At 67.5% G+C, this 26,467-nt stretch carries 18 protein-coding genes; 7 read left to right on the top strand and 11 right to left on the bottom strand.

Features of this window, described 5'->3' with window-relative positions; all coding sequences use genetic code 11:
- Positions 1–22 precede the first annotated feature (22 nt).
- From WHX56_RS29815 to WHX56_RS29790, 6 genes are all read right to left on the bottom strand, one after another.
- Positions 23–2,515, bottom strand: coding sequence for a TonB-dependent siderophore receptor (locus tag WHX56_RS29815; protein WP_338879781.1), 2,493 nt, complete (start codon positions 2,513–2,515; stop codon positions 23–25).
- Positions 2,516–2,635: 120 nt separating this feature from the next.
- Positions 2,636–3,625 carry a FecR family protein gene (locus WHX56_RS29810; protein ID WP_338879780.1) on the bottom strand — a complete coding sequence of 330 codons (990 nt, stop codon included), beginning with the start codon at positions 3,623–3,625 and terminating at the stop codon, positions 2,636–2,638.
- Between the two features lie 17 nt (positions 3,626–3,642).
- A complete protein-coding gene (locus WHX56_RS29805; RefSeq protein ID WP_165360253.1) occupies positions 3,643–4,146 on the bottom strand; it encodes an RNA polymerase sigma factor in 504 nt (167 codons plus the stop codon).
- Between the two features lie 106 nt (positions 4,147–4,252).
- A complete protein-coding gene (locus tag WHX56_RS29800; RefSeq protein ID WP_338879779.1) occupies positions 4,253–6,115 on the bottom strand; it encodes an acyclic terpene utilization AtuA family protein in 1,863 nt (620 codons plus the stop codon).
- Positions 6,116–6,144: 29 nt separating this feature from the next.
- Positions 6,145–7,119 (bottom strand): tripartite tricarboxylate transporter substrate binding protein, encoded by a 975-nt coding sequence (locus WHX56_RS29795; RefSeq protein WP_338879778.1) that lies wholly within the window; start codon positions 7,117–7,119, stop codon positions 6,145–6,147.
- The gene (locus tag WHX56_RS29790; RefSeq protein WP_338879777.1) at positions 7,116–8,294 is read right to left on the bottom strand and encodes a CoA transferase; all 1,179 of its coding nucleotides are present in this window, start codon (positions 8,292–8,294) and stop codon (positions 7,116–7,118) included. Before WHX56_RS29790 ends, WHX56_RS29795 begins: the two co-directional genes overlap by 4 nt.
- A gap of 91 nt (positions 8,295–8,385) precedes the next feature.
- On the opposite strand from WHX56_RS29790, the gene WHX56_RS29785 reads away from it, so the two are divergent.
- Positions 8,386–9,285: a LysR family transcriptional regulator gene (locus WHX56_RS29785; protein WP_338879776.1), complete on the top strand. Its 900-nt coding sequence runs from the start codon at positions 8,386–8,388 to the stop codon at positions 9,283–9,285.
- Positions 9,286–9,345: 60 nt separating this feature from the next.
- Here WHX56_RS29785 and WHX56_RS29780 read toward each other — a convergent pair whose 3' ends face one another.
- Both WHX56_RS29780 and WHX56_RS29775 read right to left on the bottom strand, forming a co-directional pair.
- Positions 9,346–10,998, bottom strand: a complete 1,653-nt coding sequence (locus WHX56_RS29780; protein WP_338879775.1) for a ShlB/FhaC/HecB family hemolysin secretion/activation protein — start codon at positions 10,996–10,998, stop codon at positions 9,346–9,348.
- A gap of 36 nt (positions 10,999–11,034) precedes the next feature.
- On the bottom strand, positions 11,035–15,132 hold the full coding sequence (locus tag WHX56_RS29775; protein WP_338879774.1) for a filamentous hemagglutinin N-terminal domain-containing protein: 4,098 nt from the start codon (positions 15,130–15,132) through the stop codon (positions 11,035–11,037).
- Here WHX56_RS29775 and WHX56_RS29770 point away from each other — a divergent pair.
- Together WHX56_RS29770 and WHX56_RS29765 are read left to right on the top strand one after the other, a co-directional pair.
- The gene (locus WHX56_RS29770) at positions 15,055–16,122 is read left to right on the top strand and encodes a response regulator transcription factor (protein ID WP_338879773.1); all 1,068 of its coding nucleotides are present in this window, start codon (positions 15,055–15,057) and stop codon (positions 16,120–16,122) included. The genes WHX56_RS29775 and WHX56_RS29770 overlap by 78 nt on opposite strands.
- The gene (locus WHX56_RS29765) at positions 16,119–18,038 is read left to right on the top strand and encodes a sensor histidine kinase (RefSeq protein WP_338879772.1); all 1,920 of its coding nucleotides are present in this window, start codon (positions 16,119–16,121) and stop codon (positions 18,036–18,038) included. Before WHX56_RS29770 ends, WHX56_RS29765 begins: the two co-directional genes overlap by 4 nt.
- A gap of 31 nt (positions 18,039–18,069) precedes the next feature.
- On the opposite strand, the gene WHX56_RS29760 is transcribed toward WHX56_RS29765, so the two are convergent.
- The 3 genes from WHX56_RS29760 to WHX56_RS29750 all read right to left on the bottom strand — a co-directional run bounded on the left by WHX56_RS29760 (position 18,070) and on the right by WHX56_RS29750 (position 22,168).
- Complete coding sequence (locus tag WHX56_RS29760; protein ID WP_338879771.1) at positions 18,070–20,499, bottom strand: TonB-dependent siderophore receptor; 2,430 nt, start codon at positions 20,497–20,499, stop codon at positions 18,070–18,072.
- Between the two features lie 109 nt (positions 20,500–20,608).
- Entirely contained in the window at positions 20,609–21,622 is a 1,014-nt protein-coding gene (locus WHX56_RS29755) for a FecR family protein (RefSeq protein ID WP_338879770.1), read from the bottom strand.
- 3 nt (positions 21,623–21,625) lie between these two features.
- On the bottom strand, positions 21,626–22,168 hold the full coding sequence (locus WHX56_RS29750) for a sigma-70 family RNA polymerase sigma factor (protein ID WP_129242625.1): 543 nt from the start codon (positions 22,166–22,168) through the stop codon (positions 21,626–21,628).
- Positions 22,169–22,488: 320 nt separating this feature from the next.
- Between WHX56_RS29750 and modA the strand changes: the two genes are divergently transcribed.
- From modA to WHX56_RS29730, 4 genes are all read left to right on the top strand, one after another.
- The gene (modA, locus tag WHX56_RS29745; RefSeq protein WP_338879768.1) at positions 22,489–23,265 is read left to right on the top strand and encodes a molybdate ABC transporter substrate-binding protein; all 777 of its coding nucleotides are present in this window, start codon (positions 22,489–22,491) and stop codon (positions 23,263–23,265) included.
- Positions 23,266–23,624: 359 nt separating this feature from the next.
- Positions 23,625–24,578, top strand: coding sequence for a tripartite tricarboxylate transporter substrate binding protein (locus WHX56_RS29740; RefSeq protein ID WP_338879767.1), 954 nt, complete (start codon positions 23,625–23,627; stop codon positions 24,576–24,578).
- A 24-nt stretch (positions 24,579–24,602) separates the two neighbouring features.
- On the top strand, positions 24,603–25,616 hold the full coding sequence (locus tag WHX56_RS29735; RefSeq protein WP_338879766.1) for a cyclase family protein: 1,014 nt from the start codon (positions 24,603–24,605) through the stop codon (positions 25,614–25,616).
- 31 nt (positions 25,617–25,647) lie between these two features.
- Positions 25,648–26,457, top strand: coding sequence for an SDR family NAD(P)-dependent oxidoreductase (locus WHX56_RS29730; protein WP_338879765.1), 810 nt, complete (start codon positions 25,648–25,650; stop codon positions 26,455–26,457).
- Positions 26,458–26,467 lie beyond the last annotated feature (10 nt).

Raw genomic sequence — 26,467 nt, 5'->3', positions numbered from 1 at the left:
GTCGCCGCCGGCCTTCGGCTCTTCAATAAGTGCCGCGCAGCGTCAGCATCCAGTTGCGCGGCGCGCCATACCAGTTGCCGCCGGCCGCGTCGCCCACGCGCTCGTAGTAGACCTTGTCGAATAGGTTGTTGGCATTGAGCGTCAGGGACCAGCTTGGATCGAAACGGTATTGCGCCATCAGGCCGACCACGGCGTAGCCGGATTGGGCGAACTTGTACGGGGTGGCGTCGCCGTTCGGCGCATAGACCGCCCCGGACACGAAGGTGGAACTCTGCACGACGGCATTGCCGCCGACGCGCCAGCGCGACAGCGAACCGGGCAGCGTGTAGGCGGTGGAGAGCTTGAACAGGTGGCGCGGAGTGACCGTGCTGAAGACGGTGCCTTCGCTCTTGTCCTTGGAATTGTTGAAGGTATAGCCCAGGGCGACCTCCCAGCCCGGCGTGACTTCGCCGCCGATTTCCAGGTCCACGCCGCGGCTCACGACCTTGCCCTGCGCCTGGTAGCAGCAGTTGCCGGCCCAGGGGTCGCTGGATTCCGGGTAGCGCGGGTCGACCACGCCGGTGCCGGTGCGTTCGACGTTGAACAGGCTCAGCGTGGCGTTCAGGCGGCCATCCATCAGCTCGCCCTTGAGCCCCGCCTCGTAGCTCTTGCCCTTGATGGCGGTCAGGGAAGAGCCGGGCGGGGGGCCGGACTTCAGCAGGCCCTGGGGTTTATGGATGGTGGAATAGCTGGCATAGACGGACCAACTGTCGTTGAGGTCGTAGATGATTCCGCCGTACGGCGTGGTCTTGGTGGGTTCTTCATAATCGGTGCGCGACGACACTTCCCAGGCGGACGCGCCATCGGGCCGGTCGGACACGCTCTGGAAGAACTTGTAGCGGCTCATGCGCGCGCCGGCGATCAGGTGCAGGCGCGAAGTCGGGTTGATGCGCAGCACGCCATAGATGCCTTTCTGCTCCTGGCCCCAGGGGTCATAGCGCAGGGTGAGCGGCACGTTCAGGTCCGGATTCCAGGCGTTGCGGTCGAACACGTTGACCGGAACCTGCCAGTTGTCCGCCGGCTTGCCGGTGTTCCATCTGCCTTCGGCGCGTTGCCAGTCGGCGCCGAGCAGGACCTCGTGGCTTTGCCCGAACAGGTCGAAGCTGCCGCTGAGATTGGCGTCGAACACGGTTTGCTCGTTGTCCATGACGTAGCGGCCGCCGCCCCAGCTCGAGCCCGAACCGTCGGCGGGATCGATGGCGCCATAGCCGAAGGCCGTGGTCGAGCGCATGTTGCGGCGCTCTTGCGTGTAGTTGAGCTTGAGCTTCCAGCGGTCGAGGAAGCGTTGCTCCAGTTGCGCGAAGATCTGCTTGTTTTCGCCGGTCGCCAGTGCCCAGGGCTGGGTCAGGCTGGCCGAACGCGACAGGCCGATGTCGCTGCCGTCGGCATAGCGCGGCAGGCCGCTGCCGTAGCCGCGTTCGCGCGTCTTGGTGTAGCTGCCGCCGACCGTCAGCAGCGTGTCGCGCGTCAGATCCGCTTCCAGCACGCCGTAGAGCATCGGGGATTCGCTGTGCCGGTCGTCCAGGTAGGAATCGCTGTTGCCGTACACCGCCACGGCGCGGCCGCGAAGGCGGCCGTCGAAGCCGAGCGGGCCGGTGGCGTCGATCATGCTGCGGTAATTGTCCCAGCTTCCCGCCGACGCTTCCATGGTCAACTGGTACTCGGCCAAGGGGCGCTTGCGCACCAGGTTGATGATGCCGCCGGGGTCGCCCATGCCGCCCAGCAGGCCCGACGCGCCGCGCATGACTTCGACGCGATCGTAGAACGCCAGGTCCTGCGCGCCATCGTAGGTGTACGCGCCCAGCGCCAGGGGGGCGCCGCCGTCGATCTGCATGCTGGTGATCTGGAAGCCGCGCGAAAAGAAATTGTAGGAGTTGTAGGCCGCGCGCTGCACCGTGATGCCGGCCGCATGGGCCAGCGCGTCGCTGACGCTGGTGAGGTGCTCGTCGTCGATCTGCTGCCGCGTCACCACCGACACGGACTGCGGCACCTCGCGGAAGGCCAGGTCGGTCTTGGACGCGGTGCTGGTGACGCGGCTGGTGTAGGAGCCGGTGCCTTCGGTGGTGCCGTCTTCGGCGCGGCGGGCGGTCACGGTGATGGCCGAGAGCGTGGCCGCGTCCAGATTGTCCGGTTCGCGCTCGATCACGGCCTTGCCGTTCTCCACGACGGCGATCAGGCCGCTGCCGGCCAGCAGGCGGTCCAGCGCCTGCTGCGGGGTGAGCCGCCCGGCCACGGGCGGCGCGGTCTTGCCGGCGACGAGCGCGGGGTCGTAGAGCAGTTCCATGGACGTTTGCCGTCCCAATTCGACCAGGGCTTCGTGCAGCGGCTGGCGGGCGGAATTGATCACCATGGCGGCGTCGGCAGCCAGCGTGGCGGCGGGGGCCGCCGTCAAGGAAAGCAGGGCGAGGGACAGGCGTCCCAGCAGGAAGCGTGCGCGCGCCGGCTGGCGGCGGTTGCGGGAAGGCAGGAAGGTCATGGGAGGTTGTTCCAACGGGTTTGCCGCGGCTTGCGGTTCAAGCCGGCACTCATGGGTAACGAGTGCGGAACGGCCGGAAACCCTGAAGATCCCGCCGGGAAAAATTGAAACAAATTGAAACTACGGGGTGGGCGTCAGCACATAGCGTCCTTGCCCTTCGGCCTGGACGCGCACGGGTGCGATACGGGGCAGCAGCTCCAGCAGGGTGCTCGGAGAGTCCACGTTCAAGGTCCCCGCGACCCTCACCCGCGCCAGGCGGGCGCCATCCAGCCGGATGACGAAGGGCGCGTAGCGGTTGAGTTCGGCCACGGCCTGGGGCAGGGGCGTGTTGTTGAAAACGATCCGGCCTTCGCGCCACGCCGTGGCGGCGGCCACGTCGACGGCGGCCGCCGGCGTCAGCCCGTCGCGGGTGGCGAGCAGGCCCTGGCCCGGCCCCAGCGTTTCGCGGCGCCAGAACGCCCAGCCGGCGGCCCGGACCTCGACCGAGCCCGCGCTGACCGAGACTTCGGTGGCGTCCTCCCGCCTGCGGACATTGAAGCGCGTGCCGGTCACGCGCACGGCCGCCAGTCCGGCGCGTACGACGAAGGGGCGCGACGCGTCGGCGGACACGGAGAAACTGGCCTCGCCCGCCTCGAGATCGACCTCGCGGCGGTCGGCGTAATAGCGCACCACGGCCCGGCTGTCGGTGTTCAGGTCGATCGACGTCCGGTCGGGCAGGGCCACTGTCCTGCGCTGGCCGTGCGCGGTGGCCACCGCCTGTTCGAAGCTGGCCGGGCCTTGCCAGCGCAGGCCGACGGCGAGACCGCCGGCCGCCAGCGCGCCCGCGCCGGCCAACGCCCAGCCCAGCGCCGCCCGGCGCCCGCGGCTCGCGGGCACGGCGGGCGGCACGCCGGCCAATGCGCGCAGGCGTTCGTGTCCCGCCTGGCCGGTGCTTTCCCAGACGCGTTCCAGCAGCGCGTATTCCTTGCGGTGCGCCGGGTCCGCTTCCAGCCAGGCGTCGAAGGCCTGGCGATCCGCGCCGTTCATGCGTCCCGACCGCGCGCGGGCAAACCACGCCGCCGCGGCGTCGCGCGGGTCGGAATATTGGCGGGGATCCAGAGGATGGTTCATGGGGGCGAGGGCCGGGTTCAGCCTGCGGCGTCGTTTTGCAGTGCATCGCGCAGGTGGCGCATGGCACGCATGATATAGCGTTCGACGGTATTGAGAGACAGCCCCAGCCGGGCGGCAACCTCGACTTGGGTCAGGCCGTCGAGCCGGTGCCAGATGTAGGCCTGGCGGCATTTCTCGGGCAGTTGCCGCAATGCGGCGTCGATCGAATGCGCCAGTTGGATCCCATCGAGTTCCAGGATGGCGTCGGCCGAGCGCGGGTGTTCGTATTCGGGCAGGTCGTGCAGCGGCACGCCCGCGCGTTGGCCGAGCTTGCGCAGGCCGCTCGCCAGGTTGTTGCGGCTGGATTGGTAGAGGTAGGCGCAGGGATCGGCCAGCGTGGCGCCTTGCCGCTTCAGCATGCCCAGCGCGGCATCCTGCAGCGCATCTTCCGCTTCCTGCGGATGCTCGCTGCGGCGCGTCCAGTCGCGGAACATCATCGCGTACTTGGCGAGCCAGCTACTGGGTTGAGGAGGGATCGGCACTGGCGGCAAGAGCTGTCGGGCTGTCGAAAGAGGCTGCATCATAAATGATAACAACTCTCATTTCAAAGTTGACTGCATCAAGGCCGCCCGCGCGCCGCGCCGCGTGTCATGGCCGACCTTCCGTTCTCTCCGGGAAACTCGCCCCGAGGGCCAGGGACATGCCGGTCGTTCCGGCGGGCACACTGACCGGCATGGACAGGAGGATCTGGGCCATCTCCTTGCCCAGCGCATCGTTGCGCAGCGAGGCCATGCCGCCCCCGTCCAGGGCGTTTTCGCACACGAAGTTGAAGGCATGGATGCCTGGTAGTTCGTAGCGCGCAACCGGCCCCCGCACCAGGTGGGCGAGGTACTGCGCCACTCGATCCGGCGTCAATTGAGAGCGCAGCAGTTCCAGCCATTCGGGCTTGCGCGCGATGACGCCGATGTTGGAGGTGTTTCCCTTGTCGCCCGAGCGCGCCCAGGCCAGCCGAATCAGCGGCACGGTAACGGCGTTCGCGGGTTCCCGCCAGGTGCTGGGCGCAGCTTCGGCCACCGTGGCGTCCGGGGCCGGGCGGGGCGGCGGCGGGGGTGAATCCGCGTCCACCAGGTCCAAGGCGCGGCCATCCAGATAGACCTTTGGCCTGACTTGAGACTTGCCGAGCAGGAAGGCGTACTGGCGGATCAGTGGCGAAGCGCCGGCCCGTCCGCCTGCCCCGGTGGTTCCGGGGGCAAAGGAAGTGCCTGCCGACGCGATCTCGCGCGCCAGCAGTTCCAGCGCCGCCTTGTGGGTATGGCATGCGGTCAGGCGGAGGATGGCCTCGCGCGTGGCCAGGGCCATGGCCTGCGCGTGCGGACCATACCCGCTTTCGGCCCCCAGGATCTCCAGGTTGATACGGCTGAACCCCGCCAGGCCCCGTGCCCGCAGCAGTTCGCCGACACGCTCCAGGATGGCCTCGCCAGTGCGCCGCGCCTTGGCCGCGGCGTCGAAGCCGACCAGCGTCAACTGGGCCGAGGTCTTGAAGCCGTCGGCGTACGTGGCGCAGACCTTGTAGCTATCTGTCGGCGCCCGCCCGCGCGCGCGCTGCACGCGCACGCGCTGGGACCCGGCCTGCGTGATTTCGACCTGGGTGAAGTCGCACACGACATCCGGCAGCAGGTAGGTTTCCGGGTCGCCGATTTCGTAGAGCATCTGTTCGGCCACCACCTGCGGCGCCACCAGCCCGCCGGTTCCCTCGGGCTTGGTGACGATGAAGCCGCCATCCGCCTCGCACTCGACAATGGGGTAGCCGATGTGCGCCCAGTCGGGCACGTCCTGCCAGTCGGTGTGCAGGCCGCCCGTGGCCTGGCAGCCGCATTCGATGATGTGCCCCGCCAGGCTGCCGCCAGCCAGGCGGTCATAGTCGTCCGCCTTCCAACCGAACTCGTGCATCAGGATCCCCAGCGTTACCGCCGAATCCACGCAGCGGCCGGTGATCACGATCTGCGCGCCGGCGTCCAGCGCCGCCTTGATGGGCATGGCGCCGAGGTAGGCGTTTGCCGTAACCACCTTGGCGGGCAGCGGCATGCCACTTTGCAGTTCCCGGATAGGCGGGGCGGTCGCGCGCAACCGGGGCAGCAGCGGCATGACGTCGTCGCCGGTCACCACCGCAATCTTCACCTCGATGCCCTGTTCGGCCGCCAGCGCGCGCAGCGCATCCGCGCAGCCCTGCGGATTGACGCCGCCGGCATTGCTGACCACGCGGATGCCCTTTGCCACTACGTCGCCGAGCACGCTTTTCATGGCCACCGTGACGAAATCCGTGGCGTAGCCCAGCTCGGGTTTCTTCAGCCGCGCGGCCCCCAGGATCGACATAGTGAGTTCGGCCAGATAGTCGAATACCAGATAGTCGATCCGCCCGCCGGCGACCAGTTGCGGCGCGCCCACGCTGGAGTCTCCCCAGAAACCCGATGCGCCGCCGATGCGGACTGTTCTTTTCTTCGTTTCGTTCATCCGCGGCTCCTTTGGCTTCCGGACGCCGATCACTGCGGTTCGATGCCCGCCGCGCGGATCGCCTCGCCCCATTTCCTCGACTCGGCAGCCTGGAACCGGGCCAGGTCCTGCGGGGATCCCAGCGCGATCTCGCCGCTGGTCTTGGCCAGGAAGACTCTCACCTCGGGCGCTTCGGATGAACGAGCGAAGGCTTCGTTCAGCCGCTTGACGACGGCGGGAGGCGCCGCGGCGGGCAGGTACACGGCAATCCAGTACGTCATGTCGTAGCCCTTGACTCCGGCCTCGTCTACCGTGGGCACCTCGGGCGCGGTGGCCAGCCGCTTGCTGCCGCTCGTCGCCAGTGCGCGCAGCTTGCCGCTCTGCGTCTGCGGCAGCGCTGTCGGCGCATCGGCGAACGCGAAATCGATCTGGCCGCCGATCAGGTCGGTGATTACCAGCGGGTTGCTCTTGTAGGGCACGTTGGTCATGTCCAATCCGGCCAACTGCTTGAGCAGTTCGCCCGCCACCTGGCTCGACGAGGAGCCGCTGCCAAAGTTGAGCTTGCCTGGCGCCTTGCGCGCCGCGGCCAGCAGATCCTGCAGAGACCGGTAGGGCGATTCGGGCCGCACCAACAGCAGCATCTGCCCCTTGGACAGCAGCGAGACCGGCGTGAAGTCCTTGACCGGGTCGTAGGGCAGCTTCTTGAACAGGTGTTCGTTGGCCGCATGAGTGGTGTTGGTCGTCATCAGCAGCGTGTAGCCGTCGCTGGCGGACTTGGCGACGTACTGCGCGGCGATCAGTCCGCTGGCGCCGGCCTTGTTCTCGACGACGACCGGTACCTTGAGTTGCTCTCCCAGGGCATGGGCTTGCACCCGCGCCTGCTGGTCGGTGCCGCTGCCGGGGCCGAAGGGCACGACGATGGTGATCGGTTTAACGGGGTAGTCCTGGGCTCGGGCGGTAGTGGAAACCAGGCCCAGGGCGGCCAGGCCCAAGGCCACGAGCCGGCGGAAAGTGCGCGATGTCATGTCGTCTCCTGAGTATCGCCGCGGGAAGGGGGAAGGGGCGCGGCGCCGTGCGATGCGTTGTGCTCGCCCAGGCGCGGGGCAGCGCTGCGCGGCGCGGGGCGCCTGCCGTCGATGCGCAGCGGCAGCGCCGTCAGCCGGAAGTCCGCGCCAGGCACCGAAGCCTGCATGGCCAGCGCCTGCACTTGCGGATGCGCCAAGGCCTCGGGCACGGAATGCACCGGCGCGCAGGGCACGCCGGCGCGCTCGAAGCGGCTGGCCCAGTCGGCGCGGCTGCGCATGCGCAGGATGGGCCGCAGCATGTCCAGCAGCGGCGCTTTGTGCGCCAGGCGGTCCCGGTTCGTGGCAAAGCGCGCATCGGCCAACCAGTCCTCGCGGCCCAGTTCGACCGCCAGCTTGGCGAACAGCCGGTCGTTACCGCAGCAGATCAGAAGGGGACGGTCGGCGGTGTCGAATGCCTCGTAGGGCGCGAATCCGGGATGGCCGGAGCGGTGCCGCTCCGGCAGGCGCCCCTCGTTCAGGTAGGCATCGCTCTTCTGGCCGTTCCAGACCAGCGCGGTTTCCAGCAGCGAAGTCTGCAGCAGGCCGCCGAGGCCGGTGTGCTGGCGCCTGTGCAGCATGGCCAGCACACCTATCACGAGCCACATGCCGCTACCCTGGTCGCACACCGATGCGCCGGAGCGCAGTGGCGGATCGTCCGGGCCGCCGTTGGTGCTCGACAGGCCGCTGAAGGCTTGTATCAGCGGCTCGTAGCCCGGCCGCAGGGCCATCGGGCCCTGGTGGCCGAAGGCGGATATCTCGCCATAGATCAGCCGCGGATGACGCTCGCAAAGCGCGGGGCCGTCGATACCCAGCGCCTTCGGAACGTCAGGCCGCAGATTGTGGATGAATACGTCGGCCTGCCCGGCCAACTGTTCGAGCGCGCTGCGCCCGGCCGGCGATCGCAGGTCCAGCGCGACCGACCGCTTGCCGCGGTTGAAGATGTGGAAGTTCAGCGCGTCGCCGTGGCGAAACGCCATGCCCATGCGGCGCGCGTCGTCTCCCCCTTCGACGCGCTCGACCTTGGTGACCTCCGCGCCCAGGTCGGCCAGGATGGCGCCTGCGAAGGGGCCCGCCAGCACCTGTCCGAGTTCGACCACCCGCACGCCCGCGAGCGGCCCGGCCATTGCCTGTTCCATCGTTGTCTCCTTGTTATGCAGGCAGTCTAGGTGACTCCGTTTGATATGAGAATCCATGCAATTCTCTTTCTGTGATAACTTAATTGGATCAATGGGGAGCCATGCCATGCGCATCGATCTGAGCCTTCGCCAGTTGGAAGTGATCGTGCAAGTGGCCGACGCGGGCAGCTTCCGCGCGGCGGCGCGGCAACTGGACATTTCGCAGCCTGCGCTGAGCCGCACGCTGCGCCTGGCCGAGCAGACCCTGGGCACGCGCCTGTTTGATCGGGACACGCGCCACGTCACGATCACGCCGGCGGGACGGGAGCTATTGCGCATCGCGCGGCGTGTGCTGAACGACTTCGACAGCGCCTTCAGCGAACTGGGCCACTTTATGCAGGGCCACCTCGGGCTGGTCACGGTGGCGGCGCTGCCGTCCGCCAGCGTGGCGCTGTTGCCGACGGCCCTGGCCGCATACCGGCGCCAGCATCCCCAGGTCGAGTTCACGTTGCTGGAGCTGCCCGCTCCGGCCCTGCTGAGCGCTGTCGAGGAAGGCCTGGCTGATTTCGGCCTGTGCGTGCGTCCAACGCCGGACCAACGCCTGAAGTACCAGCATCTGCACGACGATCCGATGGTGCTGCTATGCCGCGAGGACGACCCGCTCGCCACTCGCTCGAGCGTCCCCTGGTCCGTGTTTGCCGAACGCCCTTACGTGACCGTGCAGGCCAGCAGCAGCATCCGCCAGATCGCTGACGGTGTATTCCTGCGAAGGAAACTCTCGGTACGGCCCGCGTTCGAGGCGCCCAGTTTGACCACCTGCTGCGCGCTGGTCAGGGCTGGCCTGGGTGTTTCGGCCCTGCCGCGGATGGGGCTGGGCCTGACCGACATGGAGGGGCTGGTTTGTATTCCCCTCGTCGCGCCGTCGGTGTTCCGGTCCGTGGGGCTCGTCACGCGCATCGGCCGGTCGCTGTCGCCCGCCAGTCTGGCTTTCCTCGGGATGCTGGGGGGATGAGCGCTTCGGTTTGATCAAGTTCGCCATGGCGGCGGGCCGCGCGGACTCCCATGCCCATCCTCAGAATTGATAGCCCGCCTGCGCCCAAATGCGCGGCTTGCGGTCTACGTCCGACGTCGGCTGCCCGGTGCCGGCCTTCCAGGCCGCATAGACGCTCAAGCTGAACGACGCGGAGACATAGTTCGCGCCGATGCCGTAGCCGGCCAGCGTGCGCTGGTTGTCGGCCGCGCCGATCCACGGCGAATGATTGATGCGCACCTGGCCCCGGTCGTAAAAGCCCACTGCTTCCCAGCCGTACCCCAAGGGGTGACGCAATTCGACGTTGAGCAGATACCCGCTGTCGCCGCTGGCCTCGCCCTGCGGATAAGCGCGCACGCCGGCCGCGCCGCCCAGGAACATCTTTTCGGATGAATCCAGATTCCGGTCGGACCATTGGCCGTTGGCGTTCAGGAACAGCGTCAGGTTGGCCGGCAAGCGTTGCAGGCGCTGGAAAGCGCCCGCCCATTTGCCGAACGATCCTTCGCTGCGCGCGCTCAGTGCGTCGATCCCGGCGCTGACGGAATCCAGGTCCAGTTTGCCGGCGGTATAGGTCAGGCTGGCGTTATTGGCCCCGCCGCCGCCCAGGCCATCGATGAAATTGCCGGCGATGCCGACACTCAACTCGTGTACGCGCTTGTCGGATTCGATCGATGCCGCGTCCACCCGGTCCTCCAGGCGCTTGTCGTCGTATTGCAGCGTGGCGTACCAGTTGCTGTCGCGGCTGCGGAGCAGGGGATGCAACAGGTACAGGCTGGCGACGGTCGCGTCGCCGCCCGCGTCCAGGGGCGCGAATTCCTTGCCCAGCTTGTAATGCATCCGCGACAAGGCAACGCCGATGCGCGTGGCGGACTGGCCCACCGGAAGCTGGTAGCCGATGCGGCCATAGTTGAACTTGCTGCCGCCGGTCTGCGCGCGCAGGCTCAACTGGTCGCCGATACCGGCCGGGTTGTTCCAGTAGAGGCTGCTGCCCAGCAGGGTGGCAGCGGTGTAGCGGTTGCCGAAGTTGCTGAGGTCGACAGAGCCGGTCAATACTTGCCCCGGCGCCACGTCCACCAGAAAGTCGGACGTCCCCACGGTCGCGCCCGGGCGCAAGGTGGACGTCACCGCGACGCCGGGAAGGTCGGCCAGGCGCAAGAGCGCGCCTTCCAGTTCCTCGTTGTGTATCGGGTCCCCCGCCTGGATCCGCTGCGCGGGAGCAAGCGCGCTATTCGCGACGCCCGCCGGGTTGTTCAGGACGACTTCGCCGATCCGGCCTTCCAGCACGGCGATGGTGACTATGCCGTCCTGGATCTCCTGCGGGGGCAGATAGGCGCGCGCAACGAGATAGCCATGGCTGCGGTAGTAGTCGGTGATGCGCCGGGTCAGCGCATCGAGTTCGCCCAGGCTCAAGGTCTTGCCGATCCCGTCCTGGATGAGGGGAAGCAACTGCTGCTCGGTGAACGCCTGGTTGCCCGTCAAGCGGACGCGCTTGAGTTGGAAGCGCGAGCCATTGCCTGCCGGCATGCCCACGCGCTCTTCGATGGCGGTGGGCGGCGCGTCGGTGGACGGCAGGCGTTTCGGCGGCTCGGCCTGCTGCAATAGTTGGCCCGCCGTGGGCGCCCGCTGGGCCAGGGAGGCCGTTGTGGCCAGGCAGAGGACCGCAAGCAGGAAAGAGGCTTCTTTACGCATACGCATTGACAGGCGGCTTGGAAATTTCCGATCGATGCGCATTTATTTGCAGTTATCCGTCAACAGGTAGACGGGCAGATTCATCTGGCACTCCGGGCGGTCGACGCGCAGCGCGGCGGTCGCGGTCGATGCGATCCTGGGCTTGTCGTCAGCGGCGGTGGCGGAGACGTTGGCGGCGACGTAACGGGGCAGCGCGGGCATGCGGGGGATGGGGGCGCCACCGGTGCCGCCGCCGCCGCTTTCGGCGGGATCGATGGTCAGCGCGCCATCGACAAAGGTCAGCGCATAGTTGCCATCCGCGCCGCTGATGGCATGGACATAGCGGCCAGCGTCAATGCCGACGCCGCCGCTCTCGGTCAGGCCCGCCAGCACGCTGGCGGTTTCGTTGTTCATCAGGCCCGTGACGGTGAAGCCCGCCACCCTCTGGGTCTGGCCGTTATAGGTCACCGTGCCGCTGTTGGCCGTGACCGTGGCGTTCGCCTTGTCGATGGTGCTGTTGGTGTTGTCAACGTAGCTGATGTCGTAGTTGCCGCCGCCGTTGCCGTCGCTCACCACGACGCCGCTCACGGTGACCACTTTGCCCATGCCGGCATTTTTGTCGGCGTAGGCAAAGCTGCCGCCCGACAGCGTGTCGCCGCCGTAGAGTGTGCCGCTGCTTATCGCCGCCGTGCCGTTGGCGCTGGTAGTGCCGTCGTAGGTCTTGGTAATGTCGCCGACAGTCACCGACAAGGGGGCTTTGTCGATGGTGAGCACACCATTGGCGGCGACGATGTCGTAGCCCCGCTGAGTCGAATAGAGGCCGGACAGGGTCAGGGCATAGCCGCCCGCGTTGGTGCCGCCGCCCGTCACGTTCCCCGTGCCCAGCAGCAGGCTGTCGTCGTGCGCGCCGACGGTATAGCCGGCCGCGCTGCCTTGCGCCGAGCCGTTATAGACGGTGGAGTCATTATTGACGGTGGCATCCAGCCGCTTGAGAAAGGCCTTCAGCAGCGGCGTCGTCGCGCCATCGTAAATGCGCCAGACATTGGCGCCGCCGCCCGCGGTATCCAGGTTCCAGCCCGCGAAGGTATCGGCGTCGGTCAGCGCCGCGTAGGTGCGGGCGGAGCCGTAGGCATTGCCGCCGAAGGCGCCGCCCGCCATGCCGCCGTTGTTGATCGCGCCGCCGCCGGCGGCGGTGCTGGCGTAGTAGCTGTTGGCGACCGCGGTCGCCACGCCGGATCCAAGCAGGCCGCCTGCATTGCTGTTCCCCGTCACGCTGCCTGTGGCATAGGTGTTGCTGATCGAAGACATGTCGGCGACGCCGGCCAGTCCGCCGACCCCGTCGTTGCCGGTTACGCTGGCGGCGGAATAGGCGTTGTCGACGGTAATGCGCGCGCCGTATCCGATCAGTCCGCCCGTCTGATCGTTCCCCGCCACGCTGCCGGTGACATAGGCATTGCTGATTGAAGAATCGCTGGCGTAGCCCGCCACGCCGCCGACATAGTCGTAGCCGCTCACGCTGGCATTCTGCAGGCCGACATTGCGGATCGTGCTGTCGGAAATCACGCCGAACAGGCCGGCGTTATTGCTATACCCGGCGTCGATGCGCAGGTCGTCGATAGTATGGCCCAGCCCATCGAGGCTGCCTCTGAACTCCGTGCCGGTTCCCCACGTGCCGACCGACGCGAAACTGCCGCCCAGCCATACATCCTTGCCGTCGGTGGCGCTGGCGTCGATATCGTTGAGCAGGGTGTAGCTGGCGCGCTTGTCCAGCGCCATGAGCTGCAACTGGTGGGCATTGCGGATAGCGGTCGACCATTCCGAGGCCAGCATCGGCAACACGCCGTCCACCATCGCCCAGCCTGAACTGCCCGGCGCGGTGGCGAAGTCGAAGCCCGCCCAGTTGGCGGCGTCGCGCATCTGCGCGGTGGTCAGCCCATTGACATTGGTGAGCGTTGCGCCGGTGGACACGCTGACGGCGGGCACGGAGGCGCCCACGGTGTCGACGTTCCAGACCAGGTTTTCGAACTGGCCCAGGACGCCCGAGCCGACCAGCGCGCCCATTTCCGCGGGCGTGGGGCTGGCATCGGAGCCGCCCACGGTGCCGGCGAAGTAGCTGTTGAGCACCTTGGCGGGGGACCCGGACTGGTAATCGGCTGTCCCCACCAGTCCCCCGACGATGCGGCCGCGCACGGCGCCGGTGGCGTAGCCGTATTCGAGCGTGCCGTAGCGCAGGGCGCCCACCAGTCCGCCGGCAAAGCCTCCCGATGCGGCCGCCGTGGCGGTGACGTCGGCGCTGGAATACACATGGCTGATGAGGCCGGAATAATAGGTATCGCCGACCAGGCCGCCGACGGCGTTGGTGCCCGTCACGCTGCCATCCACCCAGACGTTGCGAACGCTCAGCCCGCCGTCGCCGTGGCCGACCAGGGCGCCCACCGAGGTGCCGCCGTTGATGGATACGCGGGTCAGGCCGAGGTTGGCGATGGGGCCGCTGGCGTTGCCGAACAGACCGATCTTGTGTTGCGAAGGACGGTCGATGGTGAGCCTGTCGATGATATGGCCCAAGCCGTCGAAGCGGCCGGTGAAGCCGTCATACTGCAAATCCCGCTGGGCGATGGGGTTGAAGCCCGCGCCGCCGTTCCAGCCCGCCGTGGCGCTGGCGTCGATATCCGCGCCCAGCACGTAGTTGCCGCCCAGATCGCCCCACATGCCCTGCAAATCGGTGCCTGTCATGCTGCCTTCGGCGCCCAGGCTGGTGATGATGGTGTAGTGGACGGTGCCGCCGTCGCTCCCCAGTTTGGTGCTGAAGCTGCCGGTGCTGGCCAGGTTCACCGGCGCGCTGATGTTATAGAGCGCGGTGTTGCCCGCGGCCACCGCGCCTTGCCCATATTCCAGCGCCAGGCCGGCGCTGCCGCTGGCGTTCATCTGCGCATTGATGTTGATGTTCCGCTGCGCGTTGAGCGTGAGCAGGTTCTCGGTCCAGCTCACCGTATCCCTGACATTGATATCGCCATTCGTGCCGCTGGCGCCGGTGCCGCTCTGGATGGTGAAGTTGCCGTTGGCCAGCGCATTGCCGACCGCCGCGCCCGTCATGTCCCCGCCGCTGGCGGCGATGGTGAAGTCCACCGGATCGATCAGCCAGGTGCCATTGCCGCCGCCGCTAGCCTTGGTGGTGACCTTGGCGCTGTCGGCCACCTTGACGTGCGCGGCGCTGGTTTCGATGAAGCCGCCGTTGCCGCCATCGGGCGCGCTGGCGTCCAGCGTGCCGCTCACATTGACGGTGCCGCTGGCCATGTCGCCGATCAGGAGGATCCTGCCGTCGCGGTTCTCCAGTGTGCGCGCCTGGATGACGCCGGTATTGTTGACCACCGTGTCGATCAGCGCGTCCCTGGCCTTGGCGCTCATGAGCACCGCGCCGCCGTCGGCCTGGATCAGCCCCTTGTTGTCGGCCAGCGCCTTGAACGCGCCCTGGTCGATCTGCATGCCGAGCAGCCTGTCGCCGGCGAAGTCCAGGGTGACCTGGCTGCCCGCGCCCATGGCCACGGTGCCGAGCCGGGCGACGATGGCGCCTTCGTTGCGCACTTGCTCGCCCAGCAGCGCCACATAGTCGGCGCTGATCGCGCCCTGGTTGACGACGCTGCCGCCATTACCCGCGAACCCGCGCTTGCCGGCCATGAAATCGGCGTCGGAGATGCCAAGCGTGGAGGCGACCAGCCCGCCCACGTTGACCTGGGCGCCGCTCCCGAAGAGGACGCCGTTGGGGTTGAGCACCCAGACCTGGCCGTTGGCGTTGAGCCGCCCGAGAATTTCCGTGCCATTGCTGCCGAGCACGCGATTGAGCGCGATGGCGCTGCCGTTGGGCTGGGCGAAGTTGACCGTGGCCTTGGCGCCGACGTTGAAATCCTGCCAGTTGATCGCCACGTTCTGCGATTGCTGGTTGACCGTCAGCGTCGATCCGTTCCGGCCGATGCTGGCTTTGCCGCTGCTGACCGCGCCGCCGCTGGGCAGGGCGTTGCCGTCGAGGGCGAACGCCGGCGCCGAGATCAGGCTGACGACGAGCGCCGCGCTGGAACCGCGTCTGCCATGGCCGCGGGCGATTTCCGAAGCCACTGCCCAGGCCCGCAAGGCGTGGTTCCAGACAAGTCGGTAGATGTGATTCATGCGTCGTCGCTCGCCCCCACCCCGGAACTGCGACTGGCGCTTGAGGCCTGCGGGGAAGCCCCCGTCAGGCCCGGCGCGGCACGGTCAAAGATGGGTATGGTTGATTGGAATTTTTTGACACGGGAGAATGGCCGCGCAAGTATAGAAATCGTCGTGGATGAAGGGGCCGATTCATTTCTACCAAATGCTGTCAAAATCTACCAACATCCGGAAATTGCGCGGCATAATTCCGCAGGCCCAATCCCTCCCAGTGTCGGTTCCACTTTGCAAAATCGCCCCTTTCCTCGCGTCGCGGTCGTTGAAGACGATTCCGGATTGCTGGCCGACCTGGTGGAATTCCTTGAACTGCGCGGCTTCGCCGTAAGCGGCTTCGATAACGCCGAGGCATTTTTCTCGGTCTGGCCGTCCACGCATTTCGATCTTCTGCTGCTGGACGTGGCCTTGCCGGGCGCCAGCGGATTGGAGGCCGCGCAACGGGTGCGGGCGCGCGACGCGCGCAGCGCGCCGGGCATCGTGATGCTGACTGCGCTGGAGGCCAACGACGATCAGGTGCTGGGTTTCAATGCCGGGGCCGACGTGTATCTGTCCAAGCGCTGTTCGCTGGAAGTCATCGAGGCAGCCTGTCATGGGGTGCTGCGCCGCCTGGGGCGACAGCCTGCCGGCAGTCCCGTCTCCCAGGCCCCGGAATCCTGGCGCCTGTGTGCCAGGGACTGGCGGCTGCACGCGCCCAATGGCATCGCGCTGGACCTGACGCATGCCGAAGTGCGGCTGCTGTGCGCGCTGTGCGAAACGCCGGGGCAGGCGGTCGCGCGCGAGGCTTTGCTCCTGCATCTGGATAAACAGGAAACGCTATTCAACCTGCGCAACCTGGACAATACGGCGAGCCGCCTGAGGCGCAAAGTACAGGCCGCCTGCGGCCTGGAACTCCCGCTGCGGCCCAGCTACGGCAAGGGCTACACCTTTACCGCGCGTTGCGAGATGGAACCGTGAGCCGCGGGCGCAACCGGTTCGCTTCCACCGCCGCGCTGTGGCTCTTCCTGGTGTCCGCGCTTTGCCTGCTGGCGATGCCGGCAGGCGCATCGGCGCCGGCGCCATCGGGCGCCCCCCGAATTTCGCTGGAAGGCCGGCTGGAGCATTTCGTCGATAAGAGCAATGCGCTGCCGTTCGAGACGATCGCCCAATCCGATTTCGTCCGTTCGAATTTCGTCCGCCTGCCGGAGTTCCGCAGCCTGAGCTACGACACATACACGCATTGGTTCCATACCCAGTTGACTCAGGCCGACGGCGGACCGTCGCATCGCGTCCTGACCATCGGCTCGCCCGAGCTGGAAGAACTGGATGTCTGGCTGGAGCGCAAGGACGGCAGTTTCGAGGCTCATGTGATGGGCTACCATCGTTCCCGCGACCAGCGTCCGCTGGCGCGCCTGTTCGTGCTGCCACTCGAAACCTTTCCCGGTATGCACGTCTATTTCCGCGTGCGCACGAACAATGCCATCAATGTGCATGCCGAGCTTTTTCAAGCCGACGCTTTTACCAGCGACGAGACGCGCGGCAATTTTCTCCACGGCCTGTACTTTGGCATATTGCTGATCGCGATCGCGCTATATGCCATTCTCGGCGCGCGCCTGCGCGACGCGGTGATGGCGGCCTATGCGGGTTACGTGGCGTCGCAGCTCCTGTTCCATCTGGGCGCCACAGGCTACCTGCCGGTGCTGGCCGGCCACTCCGCCTGGCTCATGGACGCCTTGCCTCGCATCGGCTGGCTGGGAGGCGCGGTGTCCATCGTACTGATGTGGGACCGGCTGCTGGGCCTCAGGCTCACCCACCCGAACATTCACCGCCTGTACCTCTTCACGGTCGTTTTGAATTTGGCCTTGCTGGTCTTCGCGCTGCTGCCGTCCCTGGTGACGGGCGCGACGCTGCTGGTCGTGAAGCTGGCCAATTATCTCAACGTGCTGAACTTCGTCATCGCCATGTTCCTGCTGGTCCGGGCCTGGCGCCGCAGCCGGCGCGTGGAATGGATGATCTACCTGATCGCCTTCGTCATCCCCACGCTAGGCGCGCTGGTCAATACGACAGCCAATCAGGGCCTCCTGCCCTGGAACGCGGTGACGGCGAACTTCTACCAGGTCGCCGCGCTGGTGCATGTGCTGGTGATGAGCTATGGCCTGGCGCTGCGCTTGCGCCAGTTGCAGCACGACAAGGCGGCGGCGGAACAGGAGACCGCCATCGTGACCCGGCGCGCCGAGCAGCAGCGGCATTTCGTCGCCATGCTCTCGCACGAATTCGGCAATCCTCTGGCGGCGATCGACCGCGCCGCGCAAATGATCCAGTTGAGCGCGCCGGACATGCCGCCGAAAGACGCGCGGCGGCTGACGCTGATTCGCGGCAATGCCGCGACCCTGTCCGGGTTCGTCGACCGCTTCCTGATGACGGAGGCGCTGGATAACGGGGCGCTGACGCTGGCGCGCGCGCCTTGCGGCATTCGGCGGATGCTGGAAGACACTATCGGCCAGCAGGACCCCGCGGCCCGCGCGCGCATCCAGTTGGGGAAATGTCCCGACGGCGCGTTCGCGATGGACGGCACCTTGACCGGCGTGGCGATAGGCAATCTGCTGACCAACGCCTTGCGCTATTCTCCGCCCGAAAGCGCGGTGGAAGTCGAGGCCACGCGGGATGCCGCGGGATTGCGCATCCGCGTCGCCGATCATGGCCCGGGCCTGGACGCAGACGAGCTGGATCGACTGGGCACGCTGTACTTCCGGGGCACGACCGCCTTGGGAAAGAAAGGCAGCGGGCTGGGCTATCACTTCACCCGGCGCATCGTGGAAGCCCACGGCGGCACCTTGACCGCCCGCTCCAATGCCGGCGCAGGACTCGAAGTCGAGGTTTTCCTGCCCGGCTGAACGGCAAGAGGCCGCCCGATATGCGTCCGCCCTACATCGTGTAGCGCAGGGTCAGGATGGCGCTGCGCGGCGCGCCATAGATGTTGTAGAAGATGTCGTAGCCAGGGGTGCGCAGGTATTCCCGGTCGAAGAGGTTGTTGATCGACAGCGCGGCGTCCCACTGCTTGTTGATCTGATACCCCAGGCGGGCGGAGACGACCGCATAGCCCCCTTGGCGCATGGACGAGGTGTAGACATCGCTTTGCGCCTGCACGCCCATCCCGACGCGCCAGCCGTTCAGCGCGCCGTCGAAATCGTCCTGCTGGAACCGGTATTGCGTCCAGAGCTTGAAGAGATGCCTGGGCAGGATGTCGGCGGCGAAGCGCTGGCCCACGTTGGCCGGGTCGGAGTCGCGCAGGAATTTCGAGTGGGTGTACGTGTACCCGGCCGTGATGTCCCAGCCCGGCAGCGGACTGCCGCTGATTTCCGTTTCCCAGCCCTGGCTCTGCACCAGGCCGGCCGCGCGCGAGCACGAGCCGGTCGGCGTGCCGCCGCAACCGATGTGGTCCGGGTCGACGATGGCGCGGTTCTGGTCGCGGATGCGGAACACCGCCAGCGACGCATTGAGGCGGCCGTCGAAGAACTCGCCCTTGACGCCGGCCTCGGTCTGCCAGCCCTTGCGCGGCTTGAGCGTCTGGCCCGTGTAGTCCTGGTCGCTTTGCGGCACGAAGATATCCGTATAGCTGGCATAGACGGATACCTGCCGGCTCACATCCAGAACGATGCCGCCGAATGGCGTGAATTCATCATTGGTATTGGCTGCGCTGCGCTTCCAGGCGCCGACTTCCGGAGACACCGCGCGGCTTTTCTGCCGGTAGTCGGTCCAGCGGCCGCCCAGGATCAGGCTCAGCGGATCGGCCAGCTTGAAGCGGCCCGAGGCGTAGATGCCCGATTGCGTGGTGATGGAGTTGTTCCGATTGAGTACCGGGAGCGCGTACGCGTCGTTGAAATCGTGTTCGGTCAGCGGCGCGACATTCTCGATATAGCTGAAGCGGCTGCCGGTCGTCTGGTCCGAGCGCGCATAGTTGTAGCCGAGCGTGAGCGTGTGGTCCTGCCCAAGGAAGCGGACGGGTCCCGACACGTGGACGTCGCCCTGGTCCCATTCGAAGTCATTGGCGATGCGCCCCACCGACATGCCGGAGGCCAGGCCGGTGTCGATATCGATGCGGCTGCCGGTAAACGCGGAGTAGCCGCGATAGCGCGTGTCGCGATGCAGATAGGCGGCCTTGAACTCCCAGCCGTTGTCCCAGCGATGCGTCAGGTCGGCGCCGACGTCGTAGGTGCTCATCTGCGACATCTTGGACGGCCCGACGTAGGCGTCGCGGTCCGGCACGCTGCCGTCGGAATACAGCGGAAGGCCGTTGAAGTTGCGGAAGCGCCGGTCGTTGTAGGTGGCGGTCAGGCCGATCGTGGTGCGCGGCGCGAGGTCGTATTCGAGCACGCCATAGAAGGTGCGCGGCTCGGACCGGCCCCAGCCATAGAACTTGTTCTCGTCTTCATAGGCGCCGACCAGGCGGCCGCGCAGCGTGCCCGATTCATTGAGCGGGCCGCCGCCGTCGGCTTCCAGCCGGTAATGATCCCAGGATCCGCCCGAGGCTGACGCGGAAAAGTGTCCTTCCGCGCGCGGGCGTTTGCGCACATAGTTGATCGCGCCGCCCGGCTCGCCGGTTCCGGTCAGCAGGCCGGTGGGGCCGCGCAGGACTTCGATGCGGTCGTAGATCGCAAGATCCATGTGGGCCATGGTGTCTTGCTGGGGCAGGCCATCGTACTGCGCGCTGGTGGAGAAGCCGCGGGCGTTGAATTTCTCGGTGTTTTCGTAGTCGGAAGGCGTCAGGCCCGTCACGTAGCCCAGGGCGTCGGCGACCGTGGTCAGGCCCTGGTCGTCCATCTGCTGGCGCGTCATGACCGATACCGACTGCGGGATTTCGCGCAGGCTCTGCGCGTCCTTGGTGATCGTGACCGCGCGCGCGGCGTAGGAGCCCGTCCCTTCGGTCGAGGCATTGCGCCAGGCATCGCCGTCCACGCGCACCGGTTCCAGCGTAACCGCGCTGGCGCGCGGTTCGGGCTCGATGACGTAACCGGCGGCGGTCCGGCTGGCGCGGTATCCGGTGCCGCGCAGCAGGATGCCGAAGCCCTCGGCCACGGAGTGGCTGCCTTGCAGGCCCTGCGTCGTCAGGCCTTGCAGGCTGCGCGTGTCCACCACGATGTCGGCGCCGGACAACTGCGCGTAACGGCTCAGCGCGGGGGCCAGCGGACCGGCGGGAATGTTGTATTGGGCCACGGTTTGGCCGGCCCCGGCCTGGGCGCGGACGGCGTGCGGATGCAGGGCCGCGAGCGCGATGGCGACGGCCAGCGGCAGGTGGCGGACGAGGAAGGGCAGGCGGGCGGGAGCCGGCTGCGCGGCGGTGCGTGGCAAGGCCATGTCAGGAGTTCCTGTTCGTAGTGTCTTCTTGTTTGACGAACGAGAATCCCGAACTGGAACCTGAGCCGGAAAAAAAACGCGCTCCCAAGGAGAAAGCCCGGCGCCGGCGTTAGCGGCCGGGGGCGACGTCCACCCGCAGGAAATACGGCGTGAAACGGCGCACTCGCAGGCTGGGCAGATTGGCGGCCAGCAGTTGCAGGGCGCGGTCGGTGTCATCGAGCGGCAGCACCGCCGAGATGCGGATCCCGGCGATCGCCTGGGCGTCGTACTGGACCAGGCCGCTGCGATGGCGCGCCAGCGTGTCGAGCACGTCGGCCAGCGGGCGGTCGTGGACGAACAGCCGGTGCTGCTTCCAGCCGTCCTCGATCTGGCTGGCGTCGACCGCCGCGATGGGATCGGTGCCATCCGGACGGATCCGCACCGCCTGGCCCGCCTCTACCACGATGGCTTCCCGCGATCCGCTGCGGCGCTGCGCGTCGGTCTGGACCGACACGCGCGACTCCAGCACGCTCAGGCGCGTCGCGCCTTCTTCGCGGCTGACGAGGAACTTCGTGCCCAGGGCGCGCATGCTGCCGTCGCGGGTTTCGACCAGGAAGGGCCGCGCGGCGTCCTTGGCGACCTCGACCAGGATTTCGCCCTGGACGAGTTCCAGGGCGCGGAGCCGGGCGTCGTAGCGCAGATTGACGGCGGTGCCGCTGTTGATGCTGATGCGCGAGCCGTCATCCAGCACCTGCGTCTTCCATTGGCCCGCGCCGGTCCGCAGGTCGGCCATCAGCCAGGCGGGCGGATACGCCTGTAGCGCCACCCACGCGGGCGCCGCCAGGACGAAGCCCAGCAGCGCGGCGGCCGCGTACTTCTTGACGCGGCTGCGCGTGCTTCGCGCATTGAGCGCGGCGGCCAGCGCGGCGCGGCCCGGCTCGCCCGTTCCGTTGGCGCGGACCGCTTCGGCCTGGCCCAGCAGCCGCTCCATGCCGGCGGCGGCGGCCGCGTGCCGCGGATCGGCGGCCTTCCAGGCGTCAAAGGCGCGCCGCGCCGCCTGCCGTTCGGCCGCGTCGTCACAGGAAAGCTGGACGATCCATTGCGCCGCCTGCGCGGCAATCGGAGACGGGGAGGGCGCGGCCATGGCTCAGGCCAGCCGCTGGTGGCAGTGCAGCAGCACCTGGACCAGGTACTTCTGCACCATTTTGGTCGATACGCCCAATTGCCCGGCGACGTCGGCGTGGGTGCGGCCTTCGAGGTAATGCAGCAGGAAGGCCGTCCGGGCCTTGGCCGACACCCCTTCCAGCGCCTGGCAGATCTGCTCCAGCGCCTGCACCGCGATGAGCAACTGTTCAGGCGAGGGGTGCTGCGGCAGATCCAGGGACAGCCGCTCGAGTTCCGCCAGGTACGTCCGTTCGAGCACCTCGCGGCGGGCGCGGTCGATGAGCAGGCGTTTGGCGGTGGTGGTCAGGTAGGCGCGCGGCTCTTGCAGCGCCAGCGGCTGCCCCAGCAGCGCGTCGCGCGAGGCCAGCAGGCGCTCGAACGTGTCGTGCGCGAGGTCGGCGGCATGATGGGTGCAGCCCATGCGCCTGCGCAGCCAGCCAAACAGCCAGGAATGATGGTCACGGTACAGCAAGTGAAATTGCTGCTGTACGCCCGAATCAGTGCCCACCACGCCCTCCCGCGGCATTCAATCTAAATGAGAATGGTTTGCAAATTTAATACAAAAGCGTGGGGGCGCGCAACGCGAACTTGCGCCGTGTGGCGCGGATGCGCCGGTTCGCCGGTGTTCCGCGGGCCGCGGAAACCGCCTGTTCCGCCCGCGAGGGCGAGGTTCACGAACTGCGCCGGCTCATGCCGGCGAGCCCGCCTCGGCCGCATGATTCAACGTTTTATTGAATCTTGAAACATATGGAATCATAGTGTCTTGCCGGGTACGCACGGCGTGTTTCACGGTGTAGTATTTATGCCCGACGTCAGACCGCGCCCGCGGTTTCCCCAAGCGTTTCCATGAAATTTCTGCACGTCTTACTTACCGCCTTGCCCCTGATCGGGACGGCTCTCGGTCCCAGCGCCATGGCCGGAGAGGTGCGTGTCGCCGTCGCCACTCTGCTTGCCGAGCCGCTGCGCGCCATCGCCGAGAGCTTCGAAAAAGACACGGGCAACAAGGTGGTCCTTACGGTCGGCAATACGAGTGAGCTGCTGCGGCAGATCATCGGCGGCGCCAAGTACGATCTCTTGCTGCCCAACAACACTGTTGTATTGAAAGAACTGGAAGACCGCAATCTGGTCGTGGCGGGCACGCGCTATACCTATGCCACGAATTCGCTGGTGCTGTGGTCTCCGCAGGAGGGGTACGTCGATCCCCAGGGCCAGGTCCTGACCCGCAAGAAATTCGACCGGCTTTCAATCGTGAGCCCGGCGCTCGTGTATGGCCGGCCGGCAAAGCAGGTGCTGGACAACCTGGGCATCGCCAGCGAGGTCGCCGCCAAGCTCGTCGAGCGCCATGACATCGCCCAGTCCCGGCAGTTCGTGGCCGCCGGGGGGCCGGACCTGGGTATCGTGACGCTGTCGCAGGTATACGCCAACGGAAAGCTCGCCCGCGGATCGGCGTGGCTGATTCCGCAGTCGCTCTACGATCCGATCCGGCAGCAGGCCGTCATCCTCGACGACGGGCGGAACAACCCAACGGCACGCTCGTTCCAGTTCTATCTGAAGGGCTCAAAAGCCGGTTCGATCCTGCTTGCCTATGGCTATAAGCACGAAGTGATCGCCGGATCCTTCTGAATGCCCGGCGGTCTGCCGGCCCGTGCCGCCGCGCGCCAGCCTGCGCGCTAGCTGGCGCCGCCCGGCTTGCCGATTCCGGCGCGGCCGCCGGCGCGACGCTCCTATTTCCTTCCTTCTCCAACAGGTCCATCGCCGTCGGCCGCTGCCTCGCCGCATCGACAAGATCGGTCTTTTCGATTATTGATGAACCGTTTCATTGTGTGTTAGAGTTGCCCAAAATTCTGGATGCGAATCGCTAATCAAGCGAGAATCAAGCGGAAGTATGGGGAGACATAGTGCAGAAACGCATAAATGATGAATCGGTTCAATTGAGTGGTGGCTGGCAGGATCGGGCCGGTCCAGGCCGACGAAGATTTTTCATGGCCATGGCGGGCATGGCTGCCATGGGCCTGTCCCGGCCCGGCCGCGCGGCGGGCTATCCCGCGCGGCCGCTGACGCTGTATGTGCCTTTCGCCGCCGGCGGCATTGCCGACAGCAATGCCCGCCTGGTAGCCGAAAAGCTCGCCGGCCGGCTCAGGCAGCCCTTCGTCGTGGACAACCGTCCCGGCGCGGGCGGCAATATCGCGCTCGGCATCGCGACGCGCGCGGCGCCCGACGGCTACAGCCTGATGTTCGGCACCAACGGCACCCACGCGGCCAATCGCTATCTGTACAAGGATTTTCCCTATGACCCGGTGCGGGATTTCGTGCCCGTGCACGGCCTGTTCGCCGATTTCAACGTGCTGGTGACCGGCGCGGCGGCTCCCTTCGCCACGTTCGACGAATTCCTGGCCCAGGCCCGCAAGCGGCCGGGCCAATTGACGTATGCCTCGGCGGGCGTGGGCACCGCGCAGCACCTGGTGGCGGAGTTGCTGCAACAGGTCGCGGGCATACGGCTGCTGCACGTGCCGTACAAGGGCGCGGGCCTGGCGATGAACGATCTGATGGCCGGCACGGTGGATGTGATGTTCGATTACCCCATCACCAGCTTGCCCCTGATCGGCGCCGGGAAGCTGCGCCCGCTCGTTACGACCGGGCCGCAGCCATTGCCCAGCCTGCCGGGCGTGCCCACCATCGCGGCGGCCGGATACCCGGGGGCGCAGTCGTCGGTGTGGTCGGGGTTGTTCGCGCCACGCGGCACGCCGGCCGAGGCGGTGGCGGTGTTGTCCGAAGCCTGCGGCCGCGTGCTGGCGGACCCGGCCTTGCAGGCGCGCGCCAGCCAGAACGGCACCGAACTGCTGCGGGACCTGGACGCGCGGGCGTTTCCCGCCTTCGTCGTGGCCGAGGCCGGACGCTGGCAGGGCATTGTGCAATCCGCGCACGTCCAATTGTGACGCAGCGCCTAGGGACGACAGAAAATGAATCCACGCTGGAAAGTACGGCCCCCGGAATCGAACTGGGGAGACTTCGGCCCGGACGATGAACTGGGCAGCTTGAACCTGATCACGCCCGCGGCGGTGCTGCGGGGAGTGCGCGAGGTGCGGGAAGGGCGCAGCATTTGCCTGAGCCTGCCGCTGGACCTGCCCGGCGGCAATGTGCTGAACCCGCGGCGCCATCCGCCGGTGCTGGCGCCGACGCGGCGGGATGGCCGGCCGGTCTACAACCTGCCGGTGGACCCTGACGGCCACGCGCATACCGACGTCGTTTGCGATGACGCCGTGACCCTGCACACGCAGTACTCCACGCAATGGGACAGCTTCGCGCACGTGGGGCATCTGTTCGACGTGGAGGGCAACGGCTCGCCGGTGGCCGTGTATTACAACGGCTTTCGCGCCGGTGTCGACGTGGTCGGCCCGGAAGGCGGGGCGCCGACAGGCGCGCGCCGGCTGGGCATCCAGACCATGGCCGAAAAGGCCATCCAGTCGCGCGGCGTGCTGCTGAACCTGCATGCGCTGTGCGGCGATGCGCGCCAGTACGTGGGCTATGACCTGCTGATGCGCGCCGTGGATGCCGCCGGCGGCGACATCCAGGCCGGCGACATGCTGTGCCTGCACACGGGATTCGCCGACAAGGTCCTGGCGATGGGCGGCCAGCCCGACATGGCGGTGCTGGATCGAAGCTGCGCCGTGCTGGACGGCCGCGACGAGCGCCTGCGGCGCTGGATCGTCGACAGCGGCATCGCCGCCCTTTGCGCCGACAACTACGCGGTCGAAGGCATACCGGGCCGGCCCGCCGCCGAGCCCTGCGCGCGCCTGCCCCTGCACCAGTTGTGCCTGTTCCAGTACGGGATTCCGCTGGGCGAGCTGTGGTATCTGGCCGAGCTGGCGCGCGCGCTGGACGCGCAGGGGCGCTCGAAATTCCTCTTGACCGCGCCGCCCCTGCGCCTGCCTGGCGCGGTGGGGTCCCCCGTCACGCCCGTGGCCACGCTTTGAGCCGCGGCGATTTATCTATCGAGAACCCATCATGAATCCCCTGCAAAACTCCGAAGCCGCCGCGGCCAGCCTGGCGGGACGCCGCATCCTGGTGGTGGGCGCGGGACGCGCATCCGGCCCGCGCCAGCCCGCGGCCAACGGCAATGCCGCGTGCCTGGCGCTGGCGCGCGCCGGCGCCCGCGTGGCCTGCGCCGATCGCGATCCCGACGCCGCGCAGCGCACCGTGGACGATATCGCGGAGGCGGGCGGCCAGGCCCTGGCCTTGCAGGCCGATGCCGCGGACGTCGCGCAGATCGAGGGCATGGTCGAGCAGGCTGTCGCCGGGCTCGGCGGGCTGGACGGCCTGGTCTTGAACGTGGGCGTCAGCCACCGCACGCCGCTGGCCGGGCTGACCCCGGAGAACTGGGATGCGGTCATGAACGTCAACACCCGCGCGCATGTGTTCTGCGCCAAGTACGCCTTGCCCAGGATGGCGCGGGGGGGCTCCATCGTATTCGTGTCGTCCACCGCGTCGCGCCGCCCCGGCGGGCGCAACCCCGCCTACGAAACGTCGAAGGCGGCGCTGTCGGCCGTATGCCGCGCCGTGGCGCTGGAAGGCCAGCCCGCTGGCATCCGGGTCAACATCGTGATGCTGGGCCTGATCGACACCCCCATGGGCCGGGCCGCGACGCAGGCCAGGCCCGACCGGCTGACGCAGCCCATGCCGTTCGGGCGGCAGGGGACCGCCGAGGAAGTGGCGGCCGCGATCCGGTTCCTGCTGTCCGACGAAGCCAGCTACATCAATGCCGTTGAACTGCCGGTGGATGGCGGCATGTCCGCGGGCATTGTCTTGCGCAGGTAGGGGCGGCGCG

Origin of the sequence: Achromobacter veterisilvae (genome assembly GCF_037619525.1) — a bacterium.
Classification (GTDB): Bacteria; Pseudomonadota; Gammaproteobacteria; order Burkholderiales; family Burkholderiaceae_B; genus Achromobacter; species Achromobacter veterisilvae.
Note: the sequence above shows the minus strand (reverse complement) of the source record. Positions and strands in the feature narration are given on the sequence as shown.